Source organism: Streptomyces sp. AMJ-169 (assembly GCF_055597585.1).
The window spans coordinates 201322-226938 of sequence record NZ_JBVLTJ010000002.1; the positions used below are offsets into that span (position 1 = coordinate 201322).

Annotated in this window: 18 protein-coding genes; 7 read left to right on the forward strand and 11 right to left on the reverse strand. The window is 71.8% G+C overall.

What is annotated here, in order from left to right:
* Positions 1-49: 49 nt before the first annotated feature.
* Positions 50-451 carry a hypothetical protein gene (locus ACYUD3_RS05490; RefSeq protein WP_470964485.1) on the reverse strand — a complete coding sequence of 134 codons (402 nt, stop codon included), beginning with the start codon at positions 449-451 and terminating at the stop codon, positions 50-52.
* A gap of 428 nt (positions 452-879) precedes the next feature.
* Here ACYUD3_RS05490 and ACYUD3_RS05495 point away from each other — a divergent pair, with 428 nt between their 5' ends.
* Positions 880-1911: a C40 family peptidase gene (locus tag ACYUD3_RS05495; RefSeq protein ID WP_470964488.1), complete on the forward strand. Its 1032-nt coding sequence runs from the start codon at positions 880-882 to the stop codon at positions 1909-1911.
* 325 nt (positions 1912-2236) lie between these two features.
* The gene (locus ACYUD3_RS05500; RefSeq protein WP_470964491.1) at positions 2237-2617 is read left to right on the forward strand and encodes a DUF4913 domain-containing protein; all 381 of its coding nucleotides are present in this window, start codon (positions 2237-2239) and stop codon (positions 2615-2617) included.
* Between the two features lie 584 nt (positions 2618-3201).
* Here the strand turns inward: ACYUD3_RS05500 and ACYUD3_RS05505 are convergent.
* Together ACYUD3_RS05505 and ACYUD3_RS05510 are read right to left on the reverse strand one after the other, a co-directional pair.
* Positions 3202-4758 carry an aldo/keto reductase gene (locus tag ACYUD3_RS05505; protein ID WP_470964494.1) on the reverse strand — a complete coding sequence of 519 codons (1557 nt, stop codon included), beginning with the start codon at positions 4756-4758 and terminating at the stop codon, positions 3202-3204.
* A 92-nt stretch (positions 4759-4850) separates the two neighbouring features.
* On the reverse strand, positions 4851-6146 hold the full coding sequence (locus tag ACYUD3_RS05510; protein WP_470964497.1) for a hypothetical protein: 1296 nt from the start codon (positions 6144-6146) through the stop codon (positions 4851-4853).
* A gap of 270 nt (positions 6147-6416) precedes the next feature.
* On the opposite strand from ACYUD3_RS05510, the gene ACYUD3_RS05515 reads away from it, so the two are divergent.
* Together ACYUD3_RS05515 and ACYUD3_RS05520 are read left to right on the forward strand one after the other, a co-directional pair.
* Complete coding sequence (locus tag ACYUD3_RS05515) at positions 6417-7001, forward strand: hypothetical protein (protein WP_470964500.1); 585 nt, start codon at positions 6417-6419, stop codon at positions 6999-7001.
* Between the two features lie 111 nt (positions 7002-7112).
* A complete protein-coding gene (locus tag ACYUD3_RS05520) occupies positions 7113-8720 on the forward strand; it encodes a glycosyl hydrolase (protein ID WP_470964503.1) in 1608 nt (535 codons plus the stop codon).
* 145 nt (positions 8721-8865) lie between these two features.
* Here ACYUD3_RS05520 and ACYUD3_RS05525 read toward each other — a convergent pair whose 3' ends face one another.
* Positions 8866-11817, reverse strand: coding sequence for an AfsR/SARP family transcriptional regulator (locus ACYUD3_RS05525; RefSeq protein ID WP_470964506.1), 2952 nt, complete (start codon positions 11815-11817; stop codon positions 8866-8868).
* 151 nt (positions 11818-11968) lie between these two features.
* Between ACYUD3_RS05525 and ACYUD3_RS05530 the strand changes: the two genes are divergently transcribed.
* Positions 11969-13501, forward strand: a complete 1533-nt coding sequence (locus ACYUD3_RS05530; protein ID WP_470964509.1) for a hypothetical protein — start codon at positions 11969-11971, stop codon at positions 13499-13501.
* Between the two features lie 37 nt (positions 13502-13538).
* Here ACYUD3_RS05530 and ACYUD3_RS05535 read toward each other — a convergent pair whose 3' ends face one another.
* Positions 13539-14195 (reverse strand): hypothetical protein, encoded by a 657-nt coding sequence (locus ACYUD3_RS05535; RefSeq protein ID WP_470964512.1) that lies wholly within the window; start codon positions 14193-14195, stop codon positions 13539-13541.
* Between the two features lie 128 nt (positions 14196-14323).
* Between ACYUD3_RS05535 and ACYUD3_RS05540 the strand changes: the two genes are divergently transcribed.
* Positions 14324-15451 (forward strand): C40 family peptidase, encoded by a 1128-nt coding sequence (locus ACYUD3_RS05540; protein ID WP_470964514.1) that lies wholly within the window; start codon positions 14324-14326, stop codon positions 15449-15451.
* A gap of 22 nt (positions 15452-15473) precedes the next feature.
* Positions 15474-16067 carry a hypothetical protein gene (locus tag ACYUD3_RS05545; RefSeq protein ID WP_470964516.1) on the forward strand — a complete coding sequence of 198 codons (594 nt, stop codon included), beginning with the start codon at positions 15474-15476 and terminating at the stop codon, positions 16065-16067.
* 10 nt (positions 16068-16077) lie between these two features.
* On the opposite strand, the gene ACYUD3_RS05550 is transcribed toward ACYUD3_RS05545, so the two are convergent.
* The 6 genes from ACYUD3_RS05550 to ACYUD3_RS05575 all read right to left on the reverse strand — a co-directional run bounded on the left by ACYUD3_RS05550 (position 16078) and on the right by ACYUD3_RS05575 (position 25600).
* Positions 16078-17172: a MinD/ParA family ATP-binding protein gene (locus ACYUD3_RS05550; protein WP_470964519.1), complete on the reverse strand. Its 1095-nt coding sequence runs from the start codon at positions 17170-17172 to the stop codon at positions 16078-16080.
* A 42-nt stretch (positions 17173-17214) separates the two neighbouring features.
* Positions 17215-17685, reverse strand: coding sequence for a hypothetical protein (locus ACYUD3_RS05555; protein WP_470964522.1), 471 nt, complete (start codon positions 17683-17685; stop codon positions 17215-17217).
* 110 nt (positions 17686-17795) lie between these two features.
* Positions 17796-18323: a hypothetical protein gene (locus tag ACYUD3_RS05560; RefSeq protein WP_470964525.1), complete on the reverse strand. Its 528-nt coding sequence runs from the start codon at positions 18321-18323 to the stop codon at positions 17796-17798.
* 144 nt (positions 18324-18467) lie between these two features.
* Positions 18468-19232, reverse strand: a complete 765-nt coding sequence (locus tag ACYUD3_RS05565) for a hypothetical protein (RefSeq protein ID WP_470964528.1) — start codon at positions 19230-19232, stop codon at positions 18468-18470.
* A 104-nt stretch (positions 19233-19336) separates the two neighbouring features.
* On the reverse strand, positions 19337-20587 hold the full coding sequence (locus ACYUD3_RS05570) for a hypothetical protein (protein WP_470964531.1): 1251 nt from the start codon (positions 20585-20587) through the stop codon (positions 19337-19339).
* Positions 20588-20704: 117 nt separating this feature from the next.
* The gene (locus tag ACYUD3_RS05575) at positions 20705-25600 is read right to left on the reverse strand and encodes a DNA repair ATPase (RefSeq protein WP_470964534.1); all 4896 of its coding nucleotides are present in this window, start codon (positions 25598-25600) and stop codon (positions 20705-20707) included.
* Positions 25601-25617: the final 17 nt, after the last annotated feature.

Consider the following 25617-nt stretch of genomic DNA (forward strand, 5'->3'; position numbering starts at 1 on the left):
GGAGTTGTCGGGGGCGTCGGGGGCGTCGAGGGTGTTCGGTGGGGGGCGGTCATCTTGTTGCGCCGTATACCGTGCCGCAGGCCGCTGTTGCTGCCAGGAACCAGGCGAAGGGGGGTAGCAGGAGGTATCTGGGGAGGGCCGGACGGGCTGCCGTGGGGCGGTTGCGGGGGTAGACGACCGGGACTTGGGCGCCGATCGGGGGGACTCCTCTGAGGCGGGCGTATCTTCCGGGGTCGAGGATCAGGGTCTGGCCCAAGTGGTCCGAGAAGAGGATCAGGCCGCCGGGGCGGGGGTCCGAGTCGGCTCGGGGGACGACTCTGCCGTTCACCAACAGGCCTCGTATCCATAGGCGTACGACTGTTGCCAGGGCTCTGGTCGCGAGGAACAGGCAGCCCAGGCCGAAGCCTGTGGAGAGGGCGAGGAGGAGGAGTTTGGGCAAGTCGGCTGGCATGGGGGCCTTTCCCGGATCGGGGGTGTCTCCTGGGGGGTCCTTTTTGGGATAACGGGTGGGGTGGTGGGGTGGTTCAGGTGGGGTGGGAGTTGGGGTGGGCCGGCGGGTGCGGGTGCGTCGTGGCTGGTCGCGCCCGCGCGGCGGAGCCGCAGATCGATACAGCCCCGCGCCCCTCAAGGGGCGGCTGCGCCGCCGTCTTCGGGCGCCTCAGCTGCGGAAGCCGCGCCCTCGTGAGCCGCCGCTCCGCAGCTCTACGACGCCCCCCGCCCCGTGCTGCGCCAGCAGCGCGCTGCTCCCCCCTCTCCCTCAGCCCCACCCGTACCCCCACTTCCCCTCCCGCTCACTGAACCGCTCCCCCACCCACCCCCGTTGTGACTACGCCCCGCCCGTGAAACCCCGCGTGGCGGCCCGCTTGGGAGGGAGTTTTCGTGCGGAGACATGGGATGCGGGCGGCTGTCCTCGCCGCCGTGGCCGGGTGTGTCGTCTCGGGAATGGGGACCGGACCGGCGTACGCCACCCCCGGCACCCCCACCACCCTCACCGAAGTACGCCTCAAACTCGACACGCTCTACCACGACGCCGAAGTCGCCACCGAGAAGTACAACGCCGCCGACGTCCAAGTCGGCAAGCAGCACAAGACGATCAGCGCGCTGAAGAAGCAAATAAGCGCCAACGAAGTGAAGTTGGTCAGGCTGACCTCGCTCGCGGGGGCCGCCGCCCGTGCCCAGTACCGTAGCGGCGGGCTCCCCGCGGAGGTGCAGTTCGCGCTGTCCCGGAACCCCCAAAGCGCCCTGAACGACGCCTCGTTGGTGCAGCAGGCCCAGCAGTCGACGCAGACTCTGCTGAGCACGCTCACCGAGACCCGGAGAACGCTGCGCAGCCGGTCCGACGAGGCCGGCGTCGCACTGAAGAAACTTGAGGACAACCGGCGGGAGATGGACTCCCACCGCAAGACCATCGAGAAGCAGATCGCCGAGGCGAAGCAGATCGAGGCGGGCCTGGCGGAGCAACAGCGCCTCGAACTGGCCGCGTTGGAGAAGCAGGCCGACGCCGACGCGCAGTCGAAGTGGGTCAAGACCGGGGTCCTGAAGAACACCGGCAACAAGGCGGTCGGCGCCGCCGCGAAGGCCGTCGCTTTCGCCACCGCCCAGCTGGGCAAGCCGTACGTCTGGGGCGCCGAGGGCCCCAACTCCTTCGACTGCTCCGGCCTCACCTCCCAGGCATGGCTGGCAGCCGGCGTCCCCATCCCCCGTACCTCCCAGGAACAGTGGCGCCAGCTGACCCGGGTACCGGTGTCGTCCATGCAGCCGGGCGACCTGATCATCTACTTCTCCGGGGCGACACACGTAGCCCTCTACATCGGCGAGGGCGAGATCATCCACGCCCCGAGGCCGGGACGGACGGTGACGGTCGCCCCGGCCGGGTCGATGGAGATCCTGGGGGTGGTACGGCCGGGCTGACCCTCGTCCGCACCCCCGCTACGGCCGGTCGGCGAAGCCCTCGACCACGCCGGGCGGGCCCTCCAAGTACGCCTGCTCCCCGGCACGTTGGCCCGCGAACGCCGTTCCGTGGGGGCCCGGACCGACGGCTGCGCGGTCTGGACTCCGCCTCACTACGTGAGAAGAGGGGCGAGTCCGCCTCTCCCCAGGTGGTCTCGCCCCTCTCTGACATGCACAACGGGGCTCACCCCTAGGGCGGTTCAACGGCGGGGCCTTGAACCGTGCGGGGTTTGTGAAACGTAGTTGCGGTGGCTGGTCGGCGTAACTCCTCAGGAAGGGCCCCTACATGGCGGACGAACCGCAGAGCGAGCCCGCGTTCATTCTGTACATGGACGGTGAGGAGTACGACGACGCCCTCTATCGGCTGACGTTGTGGGTCCGGCATCTGCTGCTTCCGGTGTACGGGCGGGAGATCGCCTCGGCGGCGCCCTGGTGCTCCAGCTGGTGGCGGCACCGGGAGGCGGTCGCGCAGTTCTACGGGCTGTGGATGGCGTGGCAGGACCTGACGGGTCCGGAGGCGAACCTCAGCGGACCCTCCGCCTGGCACCGCGACCATCTCAGCCCCGTCATGGCGAGCCTGCGCGACCCCAACGGTCCCTTCGCGGGCTGCAAACCGGGTTCCCATCGCGCCAAGGAGGCCCCGGAGATGGACCCGTACCCGTCCTGAATCAAGTGAACCGCCGTACAGGGTACGGACGTTGTACCTCCGCATAGGCGGGCACGAACGAGTTCAGGGAGGCGCCATGAGCCACGGAACGCGGGGCGAACGGAAGTTAGGGCCCAGCGGGCTGCTCGCGCGACGACGGGACGCCGGGGATGCGGGGCGAGCGTCATACGACGGCGGCGCCAACGCCCCTGCGGCTACGACCACTTGGCCCTCGTACGACGCCCCCGTACGCCTCATGCCCGCCGTCCCCCTCCCCGCCGGACTCCCGCCGCTCCCCGCCGGGTTCGAGCCGGTGAGCGCGCTGGACTCCAGCTGGGAAGTCATGCCTGGGCTGCGACGGGTGGGGTGAACCGCCGTACGCCTGCGGGCCGTTGAGCCTGCGAACCCCCGCGAGAGGGGGAGGGAGCGGGTCGGGAGTGTGGGGCTCCCGACCCGCTTTCGTACGCCCGGCCCTCTTTCGTACGCCCGGCCCGGCCCGGCTCGCTTTCGTACGCCCCGCCCGGCTCGCGCTCGTACGCCCAGGCCGCGCGGTCCGCTCTCGTACGTCCGGCCCGCGCGCCCCGCCCCCGTACCCACAACTCCCCTCAGCGGCGCGGCCCCTGCGTCGCCGGCTTCTGGGCCGTGGCCCGCGTCGGCGCCCCCTCGTCGCTGCTCGTGCTGGAGCGTGGGCTGACGCGGCCGGTGCCGCCGCCGAGGGAGAGGCGGGCCACGTCCGCCGCGCTCAGCTGGCGTTCGGCGGGGGACTGGCTGCGTTCGCTGCTGGAGGGCGAAGGGGCCGGGGTCGCCGGAGTCGCGATCTCGGTGAGGACCGAGTTCAGGCCCGCCTCCCGCCACACCTGCGGAGACGCGAGCAGCGGCGAGGAAAGCTGGTCCGCCCACTTGTAGTTGCAGTTCTGGGCGCCCAACTGCGCGGCCATGACGTCGGCGAGGCGCATGTCACGGTAGGCGGGCAGCAGCCCGACCCGGTCCGGCACGGTGAGCCCCTCCAACTGCTCGCGGTTGAAGCCCCGTTCCTGCATGAGCCACTGGCTCACCCCCTCCCGGTTCACGGCCATGCCCTCGCCCGCGATCCACTTGTGCGCCTCGGCGCGCTGGGCGTCCGCGCTCTCGAAGAGCGGCGTCAGCTTGTCCGTCACCTCCTTGGGGAGCGGCTCCGGATTGTTCGTCCGGCACACCTGCTGGTCCATCGTCCAGTTGTTCACGGCACTCTGCGCCGCCGCCACCTCGTTCGCGTTCACGAACGGTTGGTGCGCGTAGTCGAGGATGTCGTGCCGGAAGGCGTTGAGGTTGGCCTGCTGGGATTCCTTGCTGCCGCTGCTGAGGATCATGTGGGCGCCGCCCGGGACCCGGTAGGCGGCCTGCTCGGCGATCACCGAGGCGCCGGACAGCGCGCCGACGTCCAGCTTCCCGCCCGAGTTGCGGCGCTCGTGGTGGGCCTTGACCTCGTTCAGGGTGCGGACGACGTTGTAGTAGTACAGGTCGGTCTTGTCGCCGAGCTTGGTCAGCATCTCCTGGACCTTGGCGTCCGCCAGCACCCCGCGCACCGAGTTCTCGACGACACCGAACATCAGCGACGAGTCGTCCGAGTCGGAGTCATGGCCCAGCTGCTTGTTCGCCTCCGCCTTCGGCGAGCCCTTGTCGGAGCCCTGCCGGGAGTTCGAGGGCGAGGCGGGCGGGGAGAACTCGACGACGTCGAACTTGTTCTGATTCGCGAGTGCGTACACCAGTTTGTCGTGGTGCGGCATGATGTTGCCGACACCCGCCTTGCTGATGACGCCGTCCTTCTTCAGCTCGTGCAGCGCGTTCCACGTCTGCTTGACCGCAGCGTCGCTCGGGCCCTCCAGGTTGTGGATGAGGACGGCGTCCAGCTTGCCGCCGAACTGCGCCGCGATCCCCTGGACGCGGGCCTTCGTCTGCTGGACGGACTCGCCCTCGTTGACGTCGATCTTGGCGAGCACCTCGATGTCGGCCCGCGGCAGGTCCTTCACCGCCGCCGACAGCGCCCGCGTCGTGTCCCCGCCGGTCGGCGTGCGGTAGCTCTCCGCCGTGTCGAACCTCCGATAGCCCAGCTGCACCGCGCTGTTGATGTCCTCCGCTGACCTGCCGTCCAGCCCGAACACCAGCCATGGCTCGTGCGCCATCGCCCCGCCGCCTCTCTCACGTCGTACGGCGGTCTCGCCCGCCCGGTCGTCGTGCAGCACAACGGCGGGGCGGGCGGGGGTGGTTCAGCGGGTCAGCGGGTGGGGCCCTGCGCCGCCGGGCGGGCGGGAGTCGTCGCGGGCTTGGCCGCTGTGTCGGGGCTGGTGTGTGAACGGCCTTGGTTCGTCGGGGTGTTGTTCCACTGCGCCCGCAGGTAGAGGACGGCTTCCATCGGGAGGCCGTGGGATTCGGCGGGGGCGGCGGGGGCGGCGGGGGCGGCCGGGGTTGCCAGGGGGCTCACCGGGGAGGGCGGGGTCGCGGGGGTCGCCGGGTCGAGCAGCGGGCTGACGGGGGTGATGTGCGCCGCCGAGCTGACCGAACTCACGGAACTTACCGAACTCGACGAACTCGACGAACTCGCCGAGCGGGAAAGGGCGGTGGGCGTCGACGTCGCTGTCGTCGCAGGCGTCGCTGTCGTCGCCGCCGTCGTCGCAGGCGTCGTAGATGTCGTCGTGCTCGACCGCTCCGACGCGTCCTTCAGCGCCTGGAGGGCCACCGAGTCGTACAGCTGGCCCCAAGTCCCGTTGATCGTGGCCGGGTTCTGGGACGTCTGGACCATCTCGGGCTGTCTGGCGGGCTGCGCGGGGCGGGAGAAGCGTTCCTGGAGGGACTCGAACTGCTTGCGGTCGTTCTCGATGGTGCGCTGGGCGTACTTCTCCGCCGCCTCGCGGGCCGCCTGCTCCCGGCCTGTCGCCGTCGTCGCGAACATGGCGTCGGCGTCCAGCCCGCCCGGCTTCGCCAACGGGCCCAGCCGCGGCGGCTGTTCGGCCTTCCGCGCGGCTTCCGCCTCCCGTGCGATCTCGCGTTCCTGCGCCCTGGAGGCGTAGTGCGCGACCGCCGGCATGCTCAGCAGATTCCCGTCGAGCGCCTTCTTCCACTTGTTGTCGGCGCCGTTGGCGTTCTCCTTGCGCACCAGCTCCAGGAGAGCGTCCTCGAACGCCTCGCGCTGCGGCTTGTCGAGCGCCTGGATCGCCGCTTCGAGCCTGCCCAGCGGGGAGTTCACGGGCGGCTGCGCCAACTGCTGGGGCTGCGGCGCCCGTTGGCCGAACGCCGGCTCCTGCTCGTACGACGGCCCGCCCCGGTACGCCTGTTGCTGGGGCGCCCACTCCCCCTCGGACCCCTCGCCCCCGCCGGACCGCTCCCGCCTCGGCCGCAGCCGGTTGAGCAGGGCCCGCATCGCGGTGCGCAGGGACTGCCAGGCGCGGCCGGGCGCCGTACGGGCCTGGTACTCGGTGGTGAGCAACTGCCGTGCGAGCTTCGTCTCGGCCGACTCGGGTGGTTCCTTGGTCAGCCGTCTCGCTTCCTCGGGTCCCGGGCTGTCCTGAGCCATGTCCGCCTCCCTCTTCCGGAACTGCTGCAATGGGTCGGGCTGGTAAGGCTGTTGGGCGTAGAGCCCGCCTGCCACGCACACGACGGCTCGCCGCGCCCGCCGGTTCAACCCGGCCGACGGCTCACCGCTCCCGCCGGTTCAGCCGGCCGACGGCCCCCGCATGACCGTGACTTGGCCGACTGCGTTGAACCCCCGCGCGCGGCAACGCCGTTGTCGTAGCGCACGACACGCGCATACCGCCCGTACTCCCCTGCCGGCTCCGGAGATCCCATGCCCGACGAGAAGAACCCCCCGCCGTACGCACCCGATCCGCGTGACCGGTGGGTGCGGGGCAGCACGGCCTCCGCGCAGCCGCGCCCCGCCACACCCGGCTCCGACGGCTTCGCCCAGTCCTTCGCGCGCTCCAACGCGGAGCGGCCACAGGAGTCGGTGGCGCCGCAGAACCCGTACGGCGGCTACCAGCAGGGCACCGGAACCATGCTGGAGGGCGACGGCAGGCCCCCGCCGGAGACCGCCGCCCGGCCCGTCGACCCCCGCTACCAGGAGGAGTTGCCCCCTTACACGCCCTCCGAGTCGCGCTCGGTGTTCAGGTACCCGACCGTCGCCCCCGGTGTGTCGGGCGGCTCGGTGCCGAGCAGCCCGGCCCGGTACGCCGCCGATCCGCTGCCGCTGCGCCGCACCGGCAGCGAGCGCAGGGCGGGCAGCGGCGACAACACCGTCACGGCCGACATGCTCACCCGCAACTCCCTTCCCCGCGCGGAGAACCGGGCGAGCGGGACCGCGCACACCTCAACGGCCGCCGCCCGGCCGTCCGTTGACCGGCAGCAGAGTCAGAGCCAGGGCGCGCGGCGGTGAACATACCGTAGTCGCAACGGAGTTCAGGATCGGTGAACCGTCCACCGACCCCCATCCGTCGTGCCTGCGCAAGCGCCCCGCGCGCCGACCGACGAAAGGGGCCTCCGCCCTATGCGTTTCACGCTCCCGACACTGCGTCGCCCCGGCAGACGCACCTCATTTCTGCTGGCGCTGCTGCTGGTGATCGTCGGGGTCACCGGTACGGCGCTGGGTATTCAGGCGAGCCGGTCGGACAAGGACCTCGACAGCAAGTCGGTCTCCGCGACGGCCGATCACACCGTGACGTTCGAGAACCGCACCCAGGGGAAGATCTGGGTCGGCAGCACGGTCAACGCGGACGGTTCGGCCGAACTGGCCGGGCTGCCCGCGCTGGACCCGGGCCAGACCGCGACCATCACCATCCCCGAGCACGAGGGCGCGGGGCACTGGCGGGGCAAGTTCTTCGCGCGGGAGGGCTGCGGCGGCGACGAGGGGTCGTCGTTCCACTGCGCGGTGGGCGACTGCGGTCCGTACGCCGATCACTGCACGACGGGTGAACAGCCCGCGAGCCTCGCGGAGTTCAACTTCGACCCGGCCGACGCGGCGGCGCCCTGGTACAACGTCAGCTATGTGAACGCCGTTTCGGCGGCCGTCGTCATCACCCCGAACGGCACCGACCCGCCCGCGAGCGGTGAGTGCCAAGTCATGGGCTGCGCCGTCGACTTGCTCTCGGCCTGCCCGGCGGAGAACCTCACCAAGGACGCGGCCGGCAACCCGCTGGTGTGCGTCAACCCCAACCGGGACGCGAAGACGGCGTACAGCGACGCGATCAGCGCCAAGTGCCCCACCGCGTACGCCTGGTCGAAGCAGGACGCGGAGGCCGGCAACCAGACCGTGCGGCAGTGCACCAAGTGCTCGGGGCTGACGGTGTCGTTCTACGGCAACGGCGGCTCGGGGGCCACGCAGCCGGCGAACCAGCCGACCGCCGAACCCCGCACCCCTGAGACAACTGCCTCCGGGCGCAAGGGAGTCAGCCTGAACCCGGTCGACGGCGCCGCCCAGGCCCTCGTCGACTCCAAGGCGTCCTGGTACTACAACTGGGCGTCCACCACAGGCGCGGTGCCGAAGCCGGACGGCGTCGAGTACGTGCCGATGATCTGGGGTCCGGGTTCCGTCACCGACGCCGAGCTGGGCAGCGCGAAGGCCGAGGGCAAGAACCTCCTCGGCTTCAACGAGCCCGACCGGCCTGACCAGGCCAACATGACGCCGGAGCAGGCCCTCGACCTGTGGCCCCGGCTCCAGTCGACCGGGCTGCGCATGGGCGCCCCGGCCGTCTCCGCGAACGCCGACGTCGAGGGCGGCTGGCTCGACCGGTTCATGAGCGGTGCCCAACAGCGGGGTCTCCAGGTCGACTTCATCCCGCTGCACTGGTACGGCGGCGACTTCGGGCCCGACGCCGCGAACCAGCTGCGCGGCTACCTCCAGCGCGTGTGGGACCGCTACCACAAGCCGGTCTGGCTGACCGAGTACGCGCTCATCGACTTCAGCGGCGGCGCACCGCGCTACCCCAGCTCGCAGGAGCAGGTCGACTTCGTCAACTCCTCCACGCAGATGCTCAACAGCCTTGATTTCGTGGAGCGTTACTCGTGGTTCACGCTCTCGACGCAGACCGCGCCGACGGGTCTCTACGACGGGGCGACGGCGAACGCGAGCGGGGAGGCGTACCGGGCGGTCAACTGACCCTCGCCGGGGGCCGCTCGACTGACCTGCAATTCTTCGGGTACTCGCACGTAACCCGTTGAACCCTCCCCCTCCTCCCGCCCGTTGTTCGGGTGCGGCGACCCGCCGCACCCGGCGACGGCGCGAGAGGAGGGGGACGCTCATGTCAGCCGTCACTCTCCAGGCGCGCCAGCCGCTCGCGGATCTTCTCCGCGTCGGGGTGGTCGAACTCGGCGAGGATGCACAGCGCCTGCTCCCAGGTCGCGCGCGCCGACTCCGGGTCTCCTGCGGCGAGTTGGGCGTCACCGAGGTGGCCGAGGGTGTTGCCCTCGCCCCAGCGGTTGGCGATCTCCCGGTGGATCTCCAGGGCCAGCCGGTAGTGGGCGACGGCCTCTTCGCACCGGCCCGACTTCAGGTCGACGGAGCCGAGCACGTCCAGGGCGACGCCCTCCACCCACCGGTTGCCGCTGTCGCGCAGGACGACCAGGGCCGCCCGCAGACTGGTGGTGGCCTCTTCGAGCCGGCCGAGGCCGAGGTAGGCCTCGCCGAGGTTGCTGAGCGCGATGCCCTCGCCCCACGCGTTGCCCAGGCGCCGGTCGATGGCGAGGCCCCGGCGGGTGTACTCGACGGACTTCTTGAAGTCGCCGGTGTGCAGATAGGCGTCGCCGATGTTGGCCACCGCCGTGATCCGGCCCGCGATGTCCTTGAGGTCCCGGAACCCGGCCATCGCCATGAACTGGTGCGCGATGGCGTCGTCGTAGCGCTCGGTGGTGCGCAGCGCGGTCGCCACGTCGGAGGCGGCCCACGACTCGCCGAGCCGGTCGCCCGCCGCGCGCGCGGCGGCCAGCGCCGTACGGCCGCACTCCAGCCACTCCGTCGTATGGCTGCGCAGGTAGAAGAAGCCCCACAGGACGGAGGACTGCCGCCAGGCGAGCTCCGGATGGCCGGTGGCGACGGCCTGCTGGACCGCCGCGACCAGGTTGGGCCGCTCCGCCTCGCACCAAGCAAGTGCTTGGTCGTGCGTCTCGAACTCCCGTGGCCGCAGCCCCTCGGGCACCGGCAGGAGCGGCACGCGCCGGCGCCGCGGCACGATGTGGGTATAGGCGGCGTCGGCACTGTGCAGATACCAGCCGAGCAGCCGTACGACGGCCCGGTCCCGCTCCTCGGCCGGCTCCTCGGCCTCGGCGCGTTCGGCGGCGTACACGCGCAGCAGGTCGTGCAGGGCGTAGCGGCCGGGGAAGTGCTCGCTCAGCAGGTGCGCCCGGGTCAACTCGACCAGCAGCGGCCGGGTTTCACGCGGGGTGAGCCCGGCGAGGCCGGCCGCGGCGGACGCCGACAGGTCGGTGCCGCAGTGCAGGCCGAGCAGCCGGAAGAGGCGCGCGGCCGGGGCGGACAGCGCCTGGTAGGACCAGGAGAAGACGGCCCGGACGTCGGTCGTGATGTCGTCACCGCCTGCGAAGGCGTCCAGACTGCCGTGGCTGTCCCGGAGTTCCTCCGCGATCGCGCCGAGCGGGAAGTCCGGGTGCGCGGCGGCCTGTGCCGCGACGATCGCCAGGGCCAGCGGGAGCCAGGCGCAGCGGGCGATGATCTCCTCAACTGCCTGCGGTTCGGCGGCCAGCCGGTCCGTGCCGAGGCGGCGCGCGAGGAGGTCGTAGGCCTCGGCGAACGGCATCGGGTCGAGCGTCAGCGGATGCGCGCCCTCCCCAACCACCAAGCCGGCCAGTTGATTTCGGCTGGTGACGATCACCAGCGAGCCCGGGGAGCCCGGCAGCAGCGGGCGTACCTGGTCGGCGTCGCGCGCGTTGTCGAGCAGGATCAGGACTCTGCGGTGCGCCAACAGGCTTCGGTAGAGGGCGGTTTGGGCGTCGAGCCCGGTCGGGATGCGCATCGGCGGCACCCCGAGGGCGTCCAGGAGGACGCGCACCGCCTCGCCGGGGGTGGCCGTCGCGCCGGTCGGGTCGAAGCCCCGGAGGTTCACGAAGAGCTGGCCGTCGGGGAAGCGGTGGGCTATCTCATGGGCCCAGTGCACGGCGAGGGTCGTCTTGCCGATGCCGCCCATGCCGCCGATCGCGCTGATCACGACCGTCGAGGGGGCTTGGTCGGCGTCGGGCAACAGGGCGCGGACGCGGTCGAGTTCGACGGAGCGGCCGGTGAAGGTGGGGAGGTCGGCGGGGAGTTGGGCGGGGGTGTTGGGCTTGGGGGCGGGGTCGGGGAGGGGGGCGTCCGGGGAGTCGTCCCGGGGCTGGTCCTGCTGTCGGGCGGAATCCCCTTGCTGTTGGGCGGAGTTGCCCTGCGAGCGGGCCGAGTTGGCCTGTGCGCTCGCCGGTTCGGCCGGCAGGCTGAGGCTCAAGTCCCCTTCCAGGATGCGCCGGTGGAGATCCTGGAGCGCCTGCCCCGGGTCGGTCCCCAGCTCGGCGATCAGCTTCTCCCTGGCCGTCCGGTAGGCCGCGAGCGCCTCCGCCTGGCGGGCCGACCGGTACAGGGCCAGCATCAGCAGGCGGTGCAGCTCCTCGCGGAGCGGGTGGCGGCCGGTGAGCGCGATGAGTTCGGGGACGGCCTCGGCATGGCGGCCGAGGTGCAGGTCGGAGTCGAAGCAGGCCTCCAGCGCGGCGAGCCGCTGCTCCTCCAGGCGGGCGCGCTCGGACTCGGCGAGGGGTCCGGGCAGTCCGGACAGCGGGGTGCCCTGCCAGGCGGCGAGCGCGGTGTGCAGCAGACCGGCGGCGGCGTGGTGATCGCCGTTCGCCCGCAACTTCCTTGCCCGGGACACCTGTTGCTCGAACACGGCGAGGTCCAGCGCGTCCTCGGCGACGCGGGCCAGATAGCCGTCGCCGACCGACACCAGCACCTGCGGCGCCCCGGCCGGGTCACGCCCCGGCTCCAGCACCTTGCGCAGCCGCGAGGCGTACGTACGCAGCACGGACACCGCCGTCGCCGGATGGTGCTCGCCCCAGACCGCGTCTATCAGTTCATCGACGGTCGCCGGACGGCCGCGTCTCAGCAGCAGCGCGACCAATAGCGCGCGCTGCTGCGGGGACCCCAGCTCCATCTCGTCGTCGCCGCGCCAGGCCCGGACCGGGCCCAACACCGCGTACCGCACGGAAAGTTCGTCGGCAGTCACCTGGTGCACTCTACTGACCAGCGACTCTTCCTCAGCGCCCTTCACGGAATCCTTCCTTCCGTATCTACCGCGGTCCCCGTTGCCCGGCCATTGAACCGTTTCCTCCTGTGACCCGTTGCGATGCCGTGAGGTGTCAGGAAGGGGTGCGCCCATGAACCGGGGTGACCAGACAGACGAGCCGATCGAGCAGCCGGTTACGGGAGTTACGGGACCGGGACATCCCGGTGACGAGGAGGGCGGTGCCCAACTCGCCGCCGAGGGGCCCGACTTCTCGGTCGTGATCTCCGCCGACGGCTCCGCCACCGTCAACGGCCGGCCGGTCCTGGCCCCGGACGGCGAGAGCGTCGACGCGGCCGTCCTCGACACGCTCCACGAGTACGCCCGCGAGGCGGGCACCGGCGTGACGGCGGCGATCGCCGACGCGTCCGGGTACGTGGCGTACGTGGAGGTGGCCCCGGACGGCTCCAGCAAGATGCTGGAGGAACCGCCGACTCCCGCTCCGGAAGCCGGAGTTGTGCCTCCGCCAGTAGTGCTGGAGAAGGAGGAAGAAGAGGACTGGGACGACGAACCCGGCTACTCCGAGCCCGAGCCGGACGACGAGGCGTCCTACCGGCTCCCCGAACCCCCGGCCCCTGAACCCGACTTGGACAACTCCGGCTTCTCGGCGCCGAGTTATGGAGTGGCCGCGCCCGGCTTCGGCGGCGGCGAGGCCTCGTACGCCCTGCCCGAACCCGAGGCCCCCGCCCCGGACCGCCCCCTCCTCAGCCGTACCCCGCCGCCCGAACCCGCCAAGAAGAGCCGCCAGTCGGACGACGAGTACGAGGGGCCGGGGCTGCTGCACAAGCCGATGGTCATCGGGCCGGTCTCGCTGGGCGTGGCCGCGCTGGTGATCATCCCGCTGGTGATCCTGGGCAGCAATTCGGGGGGCGGCGGAGGGAACGATCGAGAGCAGGCGACCGGGGCCAACAGCTCTGCGGGGGCGCCCAGTTCACCCGAGGGGCTGCCGACGCCGACGGTGTCCGTCTCGCCGTCGACCGGGGTGGTCAGCCCCTCCCCCTCTCCTTCGGCCAGCGGTTCGGCGAGCGCGGGGCCGACGCCGTCGGAGAGCGCGCGCGGGACGCTGCCGGGCGGCGGAACAGTCACGGTGACCGCGCGACCGCCGCAGGCGACGACGACGGTGACCGCGAAACCGGCCGCCGACACGGCCGCGACCGCCGTCAACCGCCTGTTCAAGCAGGACCCTTCGGGCCGGCACATCTGCTATCGCGTGTACGTCGGCGGGCAGGGCTGGCAGCGGCCGGTCTGCGACGGGACGCTGGCCGGGACCACCGGGCAGGGCAAGTCCATCAAGGCGGTCAACATCTCGGTGCGCGGGGTGGGCGGCAGCGCCGCCAACGACTTTGTGCACAACCCGAGTTCGACCAACGGCATCGGCGTGTGGAAGCCGCACTGGACGGAGATCAAGCCCGAGGGGCAGAACATCTACATCGGGAGCGCCAGCAACAGCGCCCCGGACATCCTGGCGTTCGCGATGAACGTCGGCAGCGGCCAGGTCTGCCAGAACTCGTCCAACTTCAGGTCAGGTTGGCATCCCCAGACCTGCTCGGACCCGAGGCCGCAGCTGGTGACCATCGGGGCGTTCGGGAACGACGAGTCGCTGGAAGCCGTCAAGCTGACCGTGTGAGGAGCTTCGACCGGAGGGCGCCGCTGGGACAACTCCCCTAGCGGCGCTCTTCTTTGGGCTTCGGCTCGCGCGGCAGGAACGCGTCCGGGTTGACGTACCGCACCCGGCGCAGCCACAGCGCGCCGCCGCCGACGCCGGCCGCGGCGAAGCCGGTGATGGTGAGCAGGAGGAAGAGGCCGCGCAGGACGGCTGCGTCGACGTGCCGGTAGACCGTCCAGCTGACCGTGCACAGGGTCAAGCCGACCAGGAACAGGGCAAGTTGGCGCCAGGACAGCCAGGTCTTCAGAGCGTGCAGGGGGTCGCCCTCGACCCACAGGAGCTGAGAACGACGGTTGCGCAGCGCCGACTTGACCTGCGTGGCGGTGTTCTCCGGCGCGGCGTCCGGGGTGAGGTCCAGGTACTCCCAGAGGTCGGCCAGGGCCTCGTACGCCTGCTGGTCGTCGTAGTGGACCGGCTCCGCGCCCTCGCCGTCCTCCTGCGCGCGGCGCGCGAACTCCTTGTTGATGACGCCCGTCGGGACCGGCGCCTCGCCCTCCAGGATGCGGCGCAGGTGCTGGCAGAAGGCGTTCACGACGGGCTTGCGGCGGACCGCGTGGACGGCTTCCTTGAGGTCGGCCATGCCGCTCTCGCCGTAGGAGAGGTAGTCGCGCATGACGACCGCGAGGGCGTGGGCTGATGGCTGGTCCGGCGTCACATGATCCCCCGTCGTCAAGTCCTGCGGCAGCCAAGGCGATTGGCAGTATAGACACTTCCTCGTAGGGTATAGACACATGCGCGTCGCCGGTTCTCCCGGTCCGGGCGCGGCTCACGGGGGAGCGACGGGTGGACAAGAAAAGCCTCATAGCCGTACTCGCCGTCTGCGCCCTCCTGTTCGGCGGCTGCGGCGCGATGACGATCGCCGGGAGCGGCGCGGTGATCGGGGCCGCGAGCATCCTGGGCGCCGTGACCGGCGGCGACGAGGGTGCCGGTGGCGGCGGGGGTACGGCGCCGGGGACGGTCTGCGACCCGGGCGGCACGTCGATCGCCACGCAGGTGCCCGGGTACGGCCAATACCGGGTCACGGACGAGCAGATGGGCAACGCGGCCGTCATCGTGCACGTCGGCGAGGGCGCCAAGGTCCCCGACGACGGGCTCGTCATCGCCGTCATGACGTCGCTCCAGGAGAGCCAGTTGCGCAATCTCGACTACGGCGACCGCGACAGCCTCGGCCTCTTCCAGCAGCGCCCGTCGGCCGGTTGGGGCAGCCGTGCCCAGGTCACGGACCCGACGTACAGCGCCAACGCGTTCTACGGCGGCCCCGGCCACCCGTCCCCGCCGGGCCTCCTCCAGATCTCGAACTGGCGGCAGATGGAGAAGGGCGCCGCCGCGCAGGCCGTCCAGGTCTCCGCGTTCCCCGACGCCTACTCCAAGTGGGAGGGGCTCGCCGGGATGATCGTCGGCCGCGCCAAGGACATCAAGTGCTCGGACGTCGGGCTCAGCGGCGACGTCGGCAAGGTCATCCAGGCCGCCGAGAACCAGCTCGGTATCGACTACTGCTGGGCCGGCGGTGACGCCAACGGGCCGACGTACACGTCGTATTGCCCCTCCGGCGTCGCCACGGGCTTCGACTGCTCCGGGTTCACCCTCTACGCGTACGCCCAAGTCGGCATCACGCTCGGGCACTACACCGGCGACCAGTGGGACGCCGGGACCCGGGTCGGGGCCTACAGCGCCCTGAAACCAGGGGACTTGATGTTCTGGTCGACCGACGGGAGCGTCGGCGGCATCCACCACGTCAGCATGTATCTGGGCGACGACGAGATGATCCACGCCCCGCGCACCGGCAAGACCGTCGAGATCGTCCAGCACGTCAGCGCCAACCGGTACTGGATGGATCAGTGGATCGGCGGGACGCGGCTGTTGAAGGACGCCGGGAGCAGTGGCCGGCCCGTGAGCGACGGCACAGACTGAACACCCTTGAGAAAGGCTCCCCTTGACCCGCCCTATCGCCCTGGCCGTCTGCCTGGCCGCAGCCCTGGCCCTCGCCGCGACCGGCTGCTCCAGCGCCAACCCCGCGCCCAAGCCGAGTAGTTCCCCAACTCCCGCCATGAGCGCGGCTCCTGGCCCCGGCGGGAACACCCCGGCGACCCCGAGCACCTCCGCCGGCCCCGCTCCCTCCCCCTCGGCCGGCCTCGACTACGGCGACCCGGAGCAGGTCGCCGCCGCCTACGTGGACGCGTACGTCCGCCAGGACTGGACCGCCGACCCGCCCCGCGGCTACCTCACCCGCATCGCCCCCTACGCAACCCCCGCCTACGTCAAGCGACTTCGCGACTCCAGCAGCGACCGCTGCGACCTGATGTGCGCGTCCGACAAGAAGAACGGCGTCCGCGTCAGCGCCGACGGCATCGCGACGGTCGTCCCCGACGAGGCGCCGCGCTCGGCCAACTCGGTCTGGGTGCAGGTGTCGTACACGGAACGCACGTCCTGGGACGGCGGAGGGGACGGCAACAGCACGGGAATGGTGCTGGAGTTGGTGAAGGCCGGGGGGAGGTGGCTGGTCGACGGGCGGGTCGGGAGCCAGTGAGCCCGGCTGTCTAGACGGTCCCGAAGCCGTCCGCGAGCAGCGCCGCGAGGTCCAGGTACGCGCCCCGGGTCGCCGCCGACACCCGGTCGTAGTGGATCGTGCCGCCCGCGTACAGATGCGGGTCGTAGGGGACGCGCACGACGTGCGTGCACAGCTGCTGGAAGTAGTCGACCAGGGTGTTGAGGTCGATGCCGACGGCCTTGGGGGCGTCCATGGTGATGACGACGACGGCGTCCCGGACCAGGTGCGGATACCCCTGGGCGTACACCTCGTCGAGGGTCTTCGCGGCGCGGCGGGCGGCGTCGAAGCGGGGGGCGGCCACCACGACCAGCCGGTCGGTCGTCGCCAGCGTCCCTTTCATCGCGGAGTGTTTCATCCCCGTGCCGCTGTCGGTGACGACGATGTCGAAGGCGTGGGTGAGGATGTCGAGGGCGGTGCGGTACTGGGCCTCGTCGAACAACTCGCTGATGTCGGGGTTCTGTTCGCTGGCCGCGACCATCAACCGGTCGGCCTGGCCCAGGTATTGGTGGATCTGCGCGGCGTCGAGCAGCCCTTGCCCCACGGTCTCGCGGCGGCGCCGGTCGGCGATGACGAGGTCGCGTACGGTCGGCATGATCCGCTCGCCGAGCAGCCGGTCGGCGAGGGTGCCGGCGTGCGGGTTGGCGTCGATCACGACCGGGCGGTCGGCGCGGTGGCGGGCGAACGTCAGGCCGAGCATCGCGGAGGTGGTGGTCTTGCCGACGCCGCCTTTGATGCTGGAGACGCTGATCCGGTAGGGGCGGGCGACGGGGCGTTGGAGGCGGGCGAGGCGCTGCTGTTCGGGGGCGGCGGGGTGCGCGGGGCGGCCTGGGCGGCCGGGGCGGCGGAAGAAACCCCTGCGGGGGTCGGGGTCCGGTTCCGTGAGGGGGGCGGTGGGGGCCGGGGTGTACGGGTTCGCCGGGGGCGTCACGTAAGGGTTCGCGCCCGGTGTCGTCGCGGGTGCCGGGGTCGTATCCGGCATCGGCGCAGGGCCCGGCGCGGGCCCCGCCCCGGGCAGTACCCGTGCGAAGCCCGGCGGCAGTTCGTCCTCGTCGTCCGCCCCGGCGGGGCCGTTGCTGGTGCTCACGCTCAACTACCCAGGCTCTGAAACGGAGTTGCTATGGACGGATCACTCCTGCTCGTCCTTCGGCGGGTACAGGGAGAGCAGCCGGCGGCTCACGGTCTGCGGCCGACTCGGCTTGCCCGTCGCGTACTTGACGAGCATCTCTTCCAGGATGGCCGTCAGGTTCGTGCCCTCGACCTCCGCGCGGGCGTGCGCCATCGCGAGGTAGCGGGCCGGGAAGCGGTTGACGACCGGGACCTTGCGGGCGTTCTCCGGCGGCAGTTCGTCCGGCACCTCGGGGCGCTTGGCGCCCTCCCGCTTGGGGGCCTGGCTCAGCTCGTTGCGCCGGCGGCGGCGCAGCACGCCGAGGGCCTCGGCGTCGGTGATGGGCCCCCGGTTGGGGGTCCACTCCAGCGGCTCCAGCTCGCCCGGCAGGGCCTGCGCCTCGTCCACCCCGTCGGGGCGGCGGGTCAGGACCGACTTGGACGTCACCATCCGGCGGCGCTGCGAGCGCCGTGGTGTCTCCGAAGTGCTCATGCCTCTCCAGCGCTTGGTCGACGACTTGAGTTGGCCCCTGCACGCGAGCACAAATGCAGTCTGTACAGACACTACCGCACCGGTATCACCACAGCGACGTCACCGCATCCTCACGGCCCGCAGGCCACTTTCACCTGTCCCAACGCCGCTTCCCCCGCGCAGAGTTCCGCGAGGAAGAGGGAATCCGAGTCGGGTTCGCCGAGATCGACCCCGAAACAGACGCCCAGCAGCCAGGACCCTTCCGCCCCGGCGGGCGTCCACTCCTCCGGCACCGCGAGCGCTCCGGCGGCCAGCAGCCAGGGATAGCCCGCGAGTTCGAGGACGAGCCCCTGTTCGGTGGGGCGCAGTTCGATCAGCGGGGTGTCGGCGACCTCCGCCAACTCGTCGCCGGCCAGGCGCGTGAAGCCCCACACGGCTGCCAAGTACTCGGCGTCGCTGCTGAGTTCGGGCCCCTCCGCGGCGCCCGCCCGGGTCATCTCCCGGTCGTGCGCGAGGAACAGCCCTCTCGGCAGGGACAGCAACAGGGCGGGCCCGGCCGGGTCGAAGACCTCGGTGATCCGCGCGGACCACTCGTGCTCCCGCACGTCCAGCACCAGCGCCTGGCGCGCGTTCGCGCGCACGGCATTCTTACGCTCCACGACCATCTCCCCCGATGAGACCGCTGAAGTCGCGGGAGTCGCTTCTGCAACTCCCCTATGCACGATCATCATGGCAGTAATCCGGTCAACCGGCGTAACTGTTGAGTCCCAGAGTGTTCATGAGCGGGCATCAGCCGAACGCGGTCAAAGACCCACCGCACCCGCCCCGCGAGCCCGCTCCCGCCACCCCCGCGCCGCTGCCAACTCCCGCTCTGTACCAGGCAGTTTCAGCCACATCCGGACGACGGCCTCCCCCACCCGTTCGCAGTCGCCCGGGTCCGGCACCCGCGTCCAGCAGTAGTGCGCGTTCGCCGCACACCGCCGCACCTCACGCCCCCGCTCCCCCGACCGCTCCAACCAGTCGGCGGCCAGGGCGAGATGCAGCTCGGCCGCGCGCGCCCAGCCGTTCGCGAGGGCGACGACATGCGCGCGCACCGCCCGCGCCTGGAGGGTGTGCGGATGCGAGCCGCCGAAGAGGAGGGCGACCTCACGCTCCAGCTCACCGGCGAGCGCGGCAGCCGTGCCCGTATCCCCCGCCTGTCCGGCCGCCGAGATCCGCGCCAGCACCTCCCGGAACCGCTGAGGCGGCTCGGGCGACTCGACGGGGTCGGTCAACTGCCCGCCGAGAAAGAGGGTTTGCGTACGAAGCGCCTGCGAGACCGGCTCATCAGGAGCCCCCGCCGCGCTGTCCTCCGCCACCCGCCCGTCAGGATGAATCACCAACGGCCATACAGACCCGTCCGGTTCGAAGGCGAGCGCGGAAAGGGGACGGCCGCCGCGCCCCGCCATCGTGACCGCGACACGGAGGGCGGCAGCGCGTACGAGGCCCAAGTCGCCGTCGCTGTCGGCGGCTTCGGGGACGACGACGGGTACGCCGCCCACGCTGGCCCGGCCGCCGGCGTAGAGCACGATGGTGAGCGGAGCGCACGCGGATTGCGAACGATCGTATATACACAAGGCGGATGCGGCACGCGGTTTCCCCCGTCGGGTCCTGTCGTCCCCGCAGTCACCCTCTATGTATAGACGTTCCTCAACTGCTGGGCGAGGGGCTGCCGCTGGGCTGTTGCACGCCTGTCGATGTTGTTGCGCGCGGATAAGGGGCGGGACTCTGCGGATACATGTCCCCGGTCCCCTCCGAGGGCCGCACGACCGGCAGTTGGTCCCCGCCGAAGCTCCCGGCGGCGGCGACCGGATCGGCCGCGAAGTACCACTGCCCGTCGCGCCGCACGATGTCCACCCGGTACGACGACGTCTGCGCGGCCTTCCCGTCGGCGCTCACCAGCGTCGTCGTGAACGAGACCGTCCGCCGGTCCCCCGCCTGCCCCTTGGCGGGCGCCGGCACATACACGTCGTCCACCTCGGGCCGCCCCCCCGTCGCCGCCGCCGGTGTAGGCGCCGCCGAGCCCGAACGAGACCGTGCCCGGCAGCAGATACCGGTCCAGGTCGACGGTGTCGCTCTGCGCCCAGGCCGCCAGAAAGGGCGGCAGCAGCTCGGACTTGAGGGTCTGCGCGAGCGCCGAGTCGTTGCTCGCCCGGTTCGCGCCGGTGCCCTGCGGCGGCGAGGTCAGCCCCCCGCACGGCACGTAGACGGGACCGGCGGTGAGCCCGAACGCCGTCGAACTCCCGCGCGTCACCGCGTACATGGGCACCGCGACGCACCGCCACGACCCGTCCTGGATCTGCACCGTCCCGCGCACCAGCGCGGTGTTCCTGCCCTCGCTCCGCACCTGCGGGCTCATCACCAGGTCGATGACGGTCTGCTTGCCCTGTCCGTTCCAACCCAGCTGCGGATCAATGCCGTTGACGGCGTACGGCTGCAAGGCCCTTGCCCGCTCGTCGACATGCTCGGCGTCGTACGAGGCGAAGACCTTCACCACCGGCGCGGCCCACAGCACGGCCGCGCCCTCGGGGAAGCCGGTGGCGGCGGCCTTCACCCGCTCGTCCACCGCCGCCCGCACATCCGCCTTGCTCGCCTTGCCGCCGACCTTGGCGAAGAGGACGAGCAGGAGGAGGACGCCGAAGAGGCCGAGGACGCGGCGCAGGAGGATGCCTCGGCGGGGGCCGGCCCACATCTGGGCGGCGGAGAGGTTGGAACGGCCGTTCTTGGCGGGCTTCCGCGATGCCTTCTCTGTTTTTCGGGTCGGACTCCCTTGATCTGCCCACGAGTTGGGCGGCGCCGGCGGCGCGGCCCGCTTCCGTCCGAACCTCCCGCGCGCCTTCCCCTCCCCACCCTTGAGCAGCATCTCCTCCGTGAGCTCAGGCACTTGCGGCCGGCCCTGCGGCGGCACTGTCACGGCTCCCCCTCGACCGGCCTGGTGACTGTATAGACACCATGCACCCTACCTCTCGGGACCCGCTCAGTGTGTAGACACAGGGCGGCTTCAGCCAGACGTTTCTCCGGACTCCGCGATCCGCGCCGCCCCGCCCGCCCGCGCGATGGCCTCCTCCACCGCCGCCACCCGCTCCGCCAGCACCCCCAGCGCCGCGATCAACGGGTCCCCGCCACCGGCCCGTTCGCGCAGATACGCCGCCTTCACGGCCGCCCACCGCACTTGCTGTTCGTCGGTGAGGGTCCCCCTCAACTCCCCCAGTTTCAGGAGGTTCTCCTCCGCTCCGGTCGTCAAGGTGTGGGCGTCGGCGGTGAATTGGTCGGCGACCAGGGCGTCCAGCTCGGCGGCGTTCATCACCGGGCGGACGCGTTGGGCGATGCGGTTCATCGTGCGGTAGGAGCCCTGGAGCCGGAACGCCGGTTCGGTGCGGGCCTGTTCGGAGCGGGCGGCGGAGGCGATGTAAGCCGCGTTGACGGTGAGGACCGTCTCCCTGGCCCGCAGCAGATGGCGTACGACGGCGGTGATCTCCGTCGACTCCGCCTCGCTGTAGGGGTGTTGGAGGTGGTCCGAGGTCGCGGTGGGGTCGCCCTCGGCCAGGCGGGTGAAGAGTTCCAGGTCGGGAGTGCCCCGGCCGGACAGAACCGCCAGGGTCGGGTTCGACGTGAGGGCGTTCTCCAGGAAACTCAGCGCGAAGGCGTCCTCCTTGCCGGTCAGGACGTCGCCCAGGTTCCATACGTCGGCCCGGTTGGCGAGCATGTCGGGGACGCGGAAGCGGGCGCCGGACTCGGTGTAGGGGTTGCCGGCCATGCAGACGGCGAAGCGCTTGCCGCGCAGGTCGTAGGTGCGGGGCTCGCCGTTCCAGACGCCGTCGATGCGGCGGGTCGCGTCGCACAACGGGATGAATTTCTGGAGGAGTTCGGGCGAGCAGTGCTGGATGTCGTCGATGTGCAGGAGGGTGTTGGTGCCGGCCGTCAGCGCGAAGTTGATCTTCTCGACCTCCTGGCGGGCCGTCGCGTTCGGGGCCTGCGCCGGGTCCAGGGACGTCACGTCGTGGCCCAGCGCCGGTCCGCTCACCTTCACCAGCATCAGCCCCAGCCGGTCGGCGACGTACTCGACCAGCGTCGTCTTCCCGTAGCCCGGCGGGGAGATGAGCATCAGCAGACCGCCGGTGTCCGTCCGCCGCCCCTCCCCCGCCGTGCCCAGCTGACGGGCCAGGCTGTCGCCGATCAGCGGCAGATACACCTCGTCGACGAGCCGCCCGCGCACGAACGTCGTCATCGGGCGGGGCCGGTGGTCGTCAAGTCGCAGGCGGGCACGCTCCGTTGCGACGAGAGCGGTACGACGGCGCTGGTAGGCGCGGAACTCCGGTACGTCCTCCTCGGCGAACTTCCGTGTCCTGGCCAGGAATTCGTCGATCCGCAGCCGCAACCTGCCGTCCTTGACGCGCGGATGGCCGCCCAGCAGACCGTCCACCGTCACCTCCGGCGACACCTCCACCGAGTAGCGCGGCACGTCCGGCGAGAGCTCCGCCGCGACCGCTTCCGCGAGTTCACCGTCCGTGACGGCGAGGCCGGTGGAGGCGGCGTAGGCGGAGAGCCAGGCGTGGGTCAGCCGGCGGCGGGCGGTCAGGGAGTCGGCGGCGTCAGAGCCGCCCGAGGCGTCGGCGGCGCCGGGAATCCCGTCCTGGAACGAACTCCCCACCGCCGCGCGGAACTTGTCCAGCAGCGTCCGAGCCGCCGCCCCCAGCACGAACCCCTCCTCCCCGCCGGTCAGCTCCTCGAAGAGATACGCGGCCCCAGCGGCCCCGGCCGCCCCAGCCGCCCCACCAGCCGCCCCGATCTCCCGCGCCCACTCCCCCTCCAGTTCCCCGATGGCGGCCGCCACCCCAGCCTCCGCCCCCGCCCCCGCCCCGAACATCTCCCGCACCCGAGCCAACGACACCGCCCGCCGCAGCCACCCCTCCCGCTGCACCGCGGTCGCCCCATGTACCCAGAACAGCAAGGCACTTGCCCGCGCCCCCGGCTCGTGCCGCAGCGTCCCGACGCTCTCGTACAGCGGCAGCAGCGCCCGGAGGATCGCCTCCGTGTCGTGGTCGTGCACCCCCCGCTCGTACCCCTCGTCGTACGCCTCCTGCGCCGCCCGCCGGACCAGCGCGGAGAGGTCGCCCTCCGCGGCGGCGGCCGGGAGGAGGCGGGCCGCAAGATGCTCAGACCGGTAGATCTCCGGTGATTCGGAAGGGAGTTGGCGGTCCCAGAAGGCTTTCGTGGCGGTGAAGGAGGGGTCGGTGACCGGCGAGCGGTAGTCGGTCCCGGTGAGCGCGAAGGCGAGTCCGTCCCCGTGCGGGACCAGCGTCAGGTCCAGCGGCTGCGTGGTGACGGCGAACCGGTGGGTGCCCAGGCGCAGGGTCCGGCCGCCGTCGGCGTACAGGTCGCTGCGGTCGCGCAGCGCGCGAGTCGCCTCCTGGCGGGCCGCCTTCAGCCGGCCCTCCAGCTCCTCCGCCCTTACGGAATCGCCGAGTTGGGCCAGTTCCCCGGCCGTGCGGCGGAGTTTCGCGACCATCGGGTCGGAGGCGAAGTAGGTGCTGACGGCGTCCGCGTCGGCGAGACCGGCGGCGCGGCGGGCGACCGTCTCCAGGACCCGGCGCGCGGAGCCGGCGAGCTGTTCGGCGCGCCGGGCGCGGGCGTCGAGGAGGGTCTGTTTGCGGGCGGCGAAGGTGTCCGCCAACTCCGCTCGGCGGTCGGTGAGTTGATCCAGGAAGTCGTCGAACTCCACGAACCTGGCCTCCAGGTTCTCCAACCTGACCAGCACGGCGGCCAGTTGGGCGTCACACGCGTCCGGGGTGTCCGCCGCCGCGAGCGCTCCCGTCACCGTCTGGGCAAGCAGGGCGAGTTCGGCGGTGAACTCGGCGCGGCCCTCGCTCTCGCGCAGGGCGCGGCGGCGGGCGTCCAGGACGGCGCGGGCGCGGTTGACGGCGCCCAGCACCTCGGCGATCCGCTCCAGGACGGCCGTGCGGACGGTCGCGTCACCGGCCTCGAGTCCGGCCACCACCTCGGTGAGCGTGGCGAGTTCGGCGCCCCGCTGCTCGATCCGGGCCAGCAGGGACCCCGCCTCCGAGACGGTCGCGGCGGCCTCCGCGTCCTGCGCCAACTGCCGTACCTCGGCGTGCTGTTCGGCGAAGGCGTCCTCGCGGGCCAGGGCGGTGACCGCGCGCCGGCCGAAGGAGTCCAGGTCCCGCCCCGCCTCGGCGGCCAGCTCGTCGATGCGGCCGAGGTCGGCGTACCGCAGCTCCTTCAGCGTCAGCAAGTGCCCTTGTGCGCGCCGGAGTTCGGTGAGTCCGGTGACCCATGCGGCGGCCGTGCGCGGGGCCTCGCCGCGCAGCCTGCGCACCACGGAGGCCAGCCGCTCGGCGGCCTCGTCGAGCGCTTCGGCGGACCGCCGGGTGAGGTCGCGGACGGTACGGAACTCGGTGAGGACCTGTTCGGCGGTGGCCCGGACCTCCGCCAACAGGGCGCCTATGGAACCGAGTTCGGGCGCGGCGAGCCAGTGGTGGGTGTCGGCCGCCCGGACACAGGCGGCGGCCAGCGCCTCGTACGCGTCAACGGTCGGCGCCGCTCCGGAACCGTCCCCCGGCACCGCCCCGGACCCTCGCGCCGCCCGCGCCACCCCCAGGCAGTCCGCGATCCCCCGCACCAGATCGGCGTTCCCGATCCGCCCCAGCGGCCCGTCCCCGGTCGTCGTCGCCCGCGTGTCGGAGACGTACGGCGAGGCCCACCGCGCCACCGCGTGCACGCGCCCCAACTCCCCGCCCTCCGCGCGGAGTACGGCGAGCGTCCCGTCGTCGAACCGCGCCCACCCCCGGCAGACCAGCGGCGCCGCCGTCTCCTTGCGGATGGTGTTGTACGACAGCAGCAGCGCGCGCCCGTCGCCCTGGAAGACGTACAACACGTCCTCGCCGTAAGGGGATCGGACCTCGCGGTCGTAAGCGAGGCCCGTCACGTCCACGTCGAACGTCTTGTGCCCGCCCCCGGCCAGGCAGTAGCCGCCGGAGAAGACGATCCCCTGCCCGTCGGGCAGCCGCCGCGCGCCCTGGCCGATGCCGTCGAGGCGTACGACGGTCCCGGTGAGGCGGTCGACGACGAGGTGGCGGTGGGTGTCCTCGCGGTAGGGGCGCACCCGCAGGAGGGTGAGGTCGCCGACGCCCGCGTGGGCCAACTCGGCGTCGGCCAGGGCTTGGAGGGGCTCGGTGACGGGTTCGGTGTACAGGGTCTCGCCGGTCTCGGCCGTCACGGTCAGCAGGCCGTCGGAGGTCGAGATCCGCAGGTCCTGGACGAGGATGTGGCGGCCGTCGGCGTGGTCGGCGCGGGTGGCCTCGGTCCAGGTGAAGTCGTGGGCGGGCGGGCGGACATGGTCGCGTTCGCCGCGCGCGTCGAGGAACGCCGGGCGGTCCGCCGCGTCCAGGGTCCAGCGCAGGACGCGGATGTCGCCGGGCTTCTCGCCGGTGCGGAAGACGGCCAGCAGGCGGTCGTCGGTGCGGCGCAGCCGCAGCAGCCGGGCCTGGCGGTAGTAGCGGTGGAGGTCTCTGAACTCCCGGATGAAATCAGGGTCGTTCAGGAGGCCGGGGAGTGCTTCGGGCGGCTGCGGGGTGAGGTCCTCGGTGTACAGGGAGAAGACGTCCGAGGGCTGCCCGGCGGCGTCGGAGCCGTCGTGGCCGAGGAGGAGGAAGTCGCCGACCGCGACGATGTCCCGTGGGGTGCACGGGAGTTGGGTGCGCAGGGTGTCCGTGGCGGTCAGCGCGAGGCCCGTCGTACCGAACTCCTCGATCCGGCGGGTGTTCAACTCCTCGGTGGCCCGCGCGAGTTCGGCGGCCTGTGCGGTGAGGCGGTCGCGGAGCACCTCGTAGGCGCCGTGCTCGACGCCCCCGGCGTCCTGGATGCTGCCCCTGGTCATGGCGATGTCCTTCCTTC

Coding starts and splice junctions, on each gene's coding strand:
- ACYUD3_RS05490 (WP_470964485.1), bottom strand. CDS start 451: ATGCCAGCCGACTTGCCCAAACTCCTCCTCCTCGCCCTCTCCACAGGC.
- ACYUD3_RS05500 (WP_470964491.1), top strand. CDS start 2,237: ATGGCGGACGAACCGCAGAGCGAGCCCGCGTTCATTCTGTACATGGAC.
- ACYUD3_RS05505 (WP_470964494.1), bottom strand. CDS start 4,758: ATGGCGCACGAGCCATGGCTGGTGTTCGGGCTGGACGGCAGGTCAGCG.
- ACYUD3_RS05510 (WP_470964497.1), bottom strand. CDS start 6,146: ATGGCTCAGGACAGCCCGGGACCCGAGGAAGCGAGACGGCTGACCAAG.
- ACYUD3_RS05515 (WP_470964500.1), top strand. CDS start 6,417: ATGCCCGACGAGAAGAACCCCCCGCCGTACGCACCCGATCCGCGTGAC.
- ACYUD3_RS05520 (WP_470964503.1), top strand. CDS start 7,113: ATGCGTTTCACGCTCCCGACACTGCGTCGCCCCGGCAGACGCACCTCA.
- ACYUD3_RS05530 (WP_470964509.1), top strand. CDS start 11,969: ATGAACCGGGGTGACCAGACAGACGAGCCGATCGAGCAGCCGGTTACG.
- ACYUD3_RS05555 (WP_470964522.1), bottom strand. CDS start 17,685: ATGAGCACTTCGGAGACACCACGGCGCTCGCAGCGCCGCCGGATGGTG.
- ACYUD3_RS05575 (WP_470964534.1), bottom strand. CDS start 25,600: ATGACCAGGGGCAGCATCCAGGACGCCGGGGGCGTCGAGCACGGCGCC.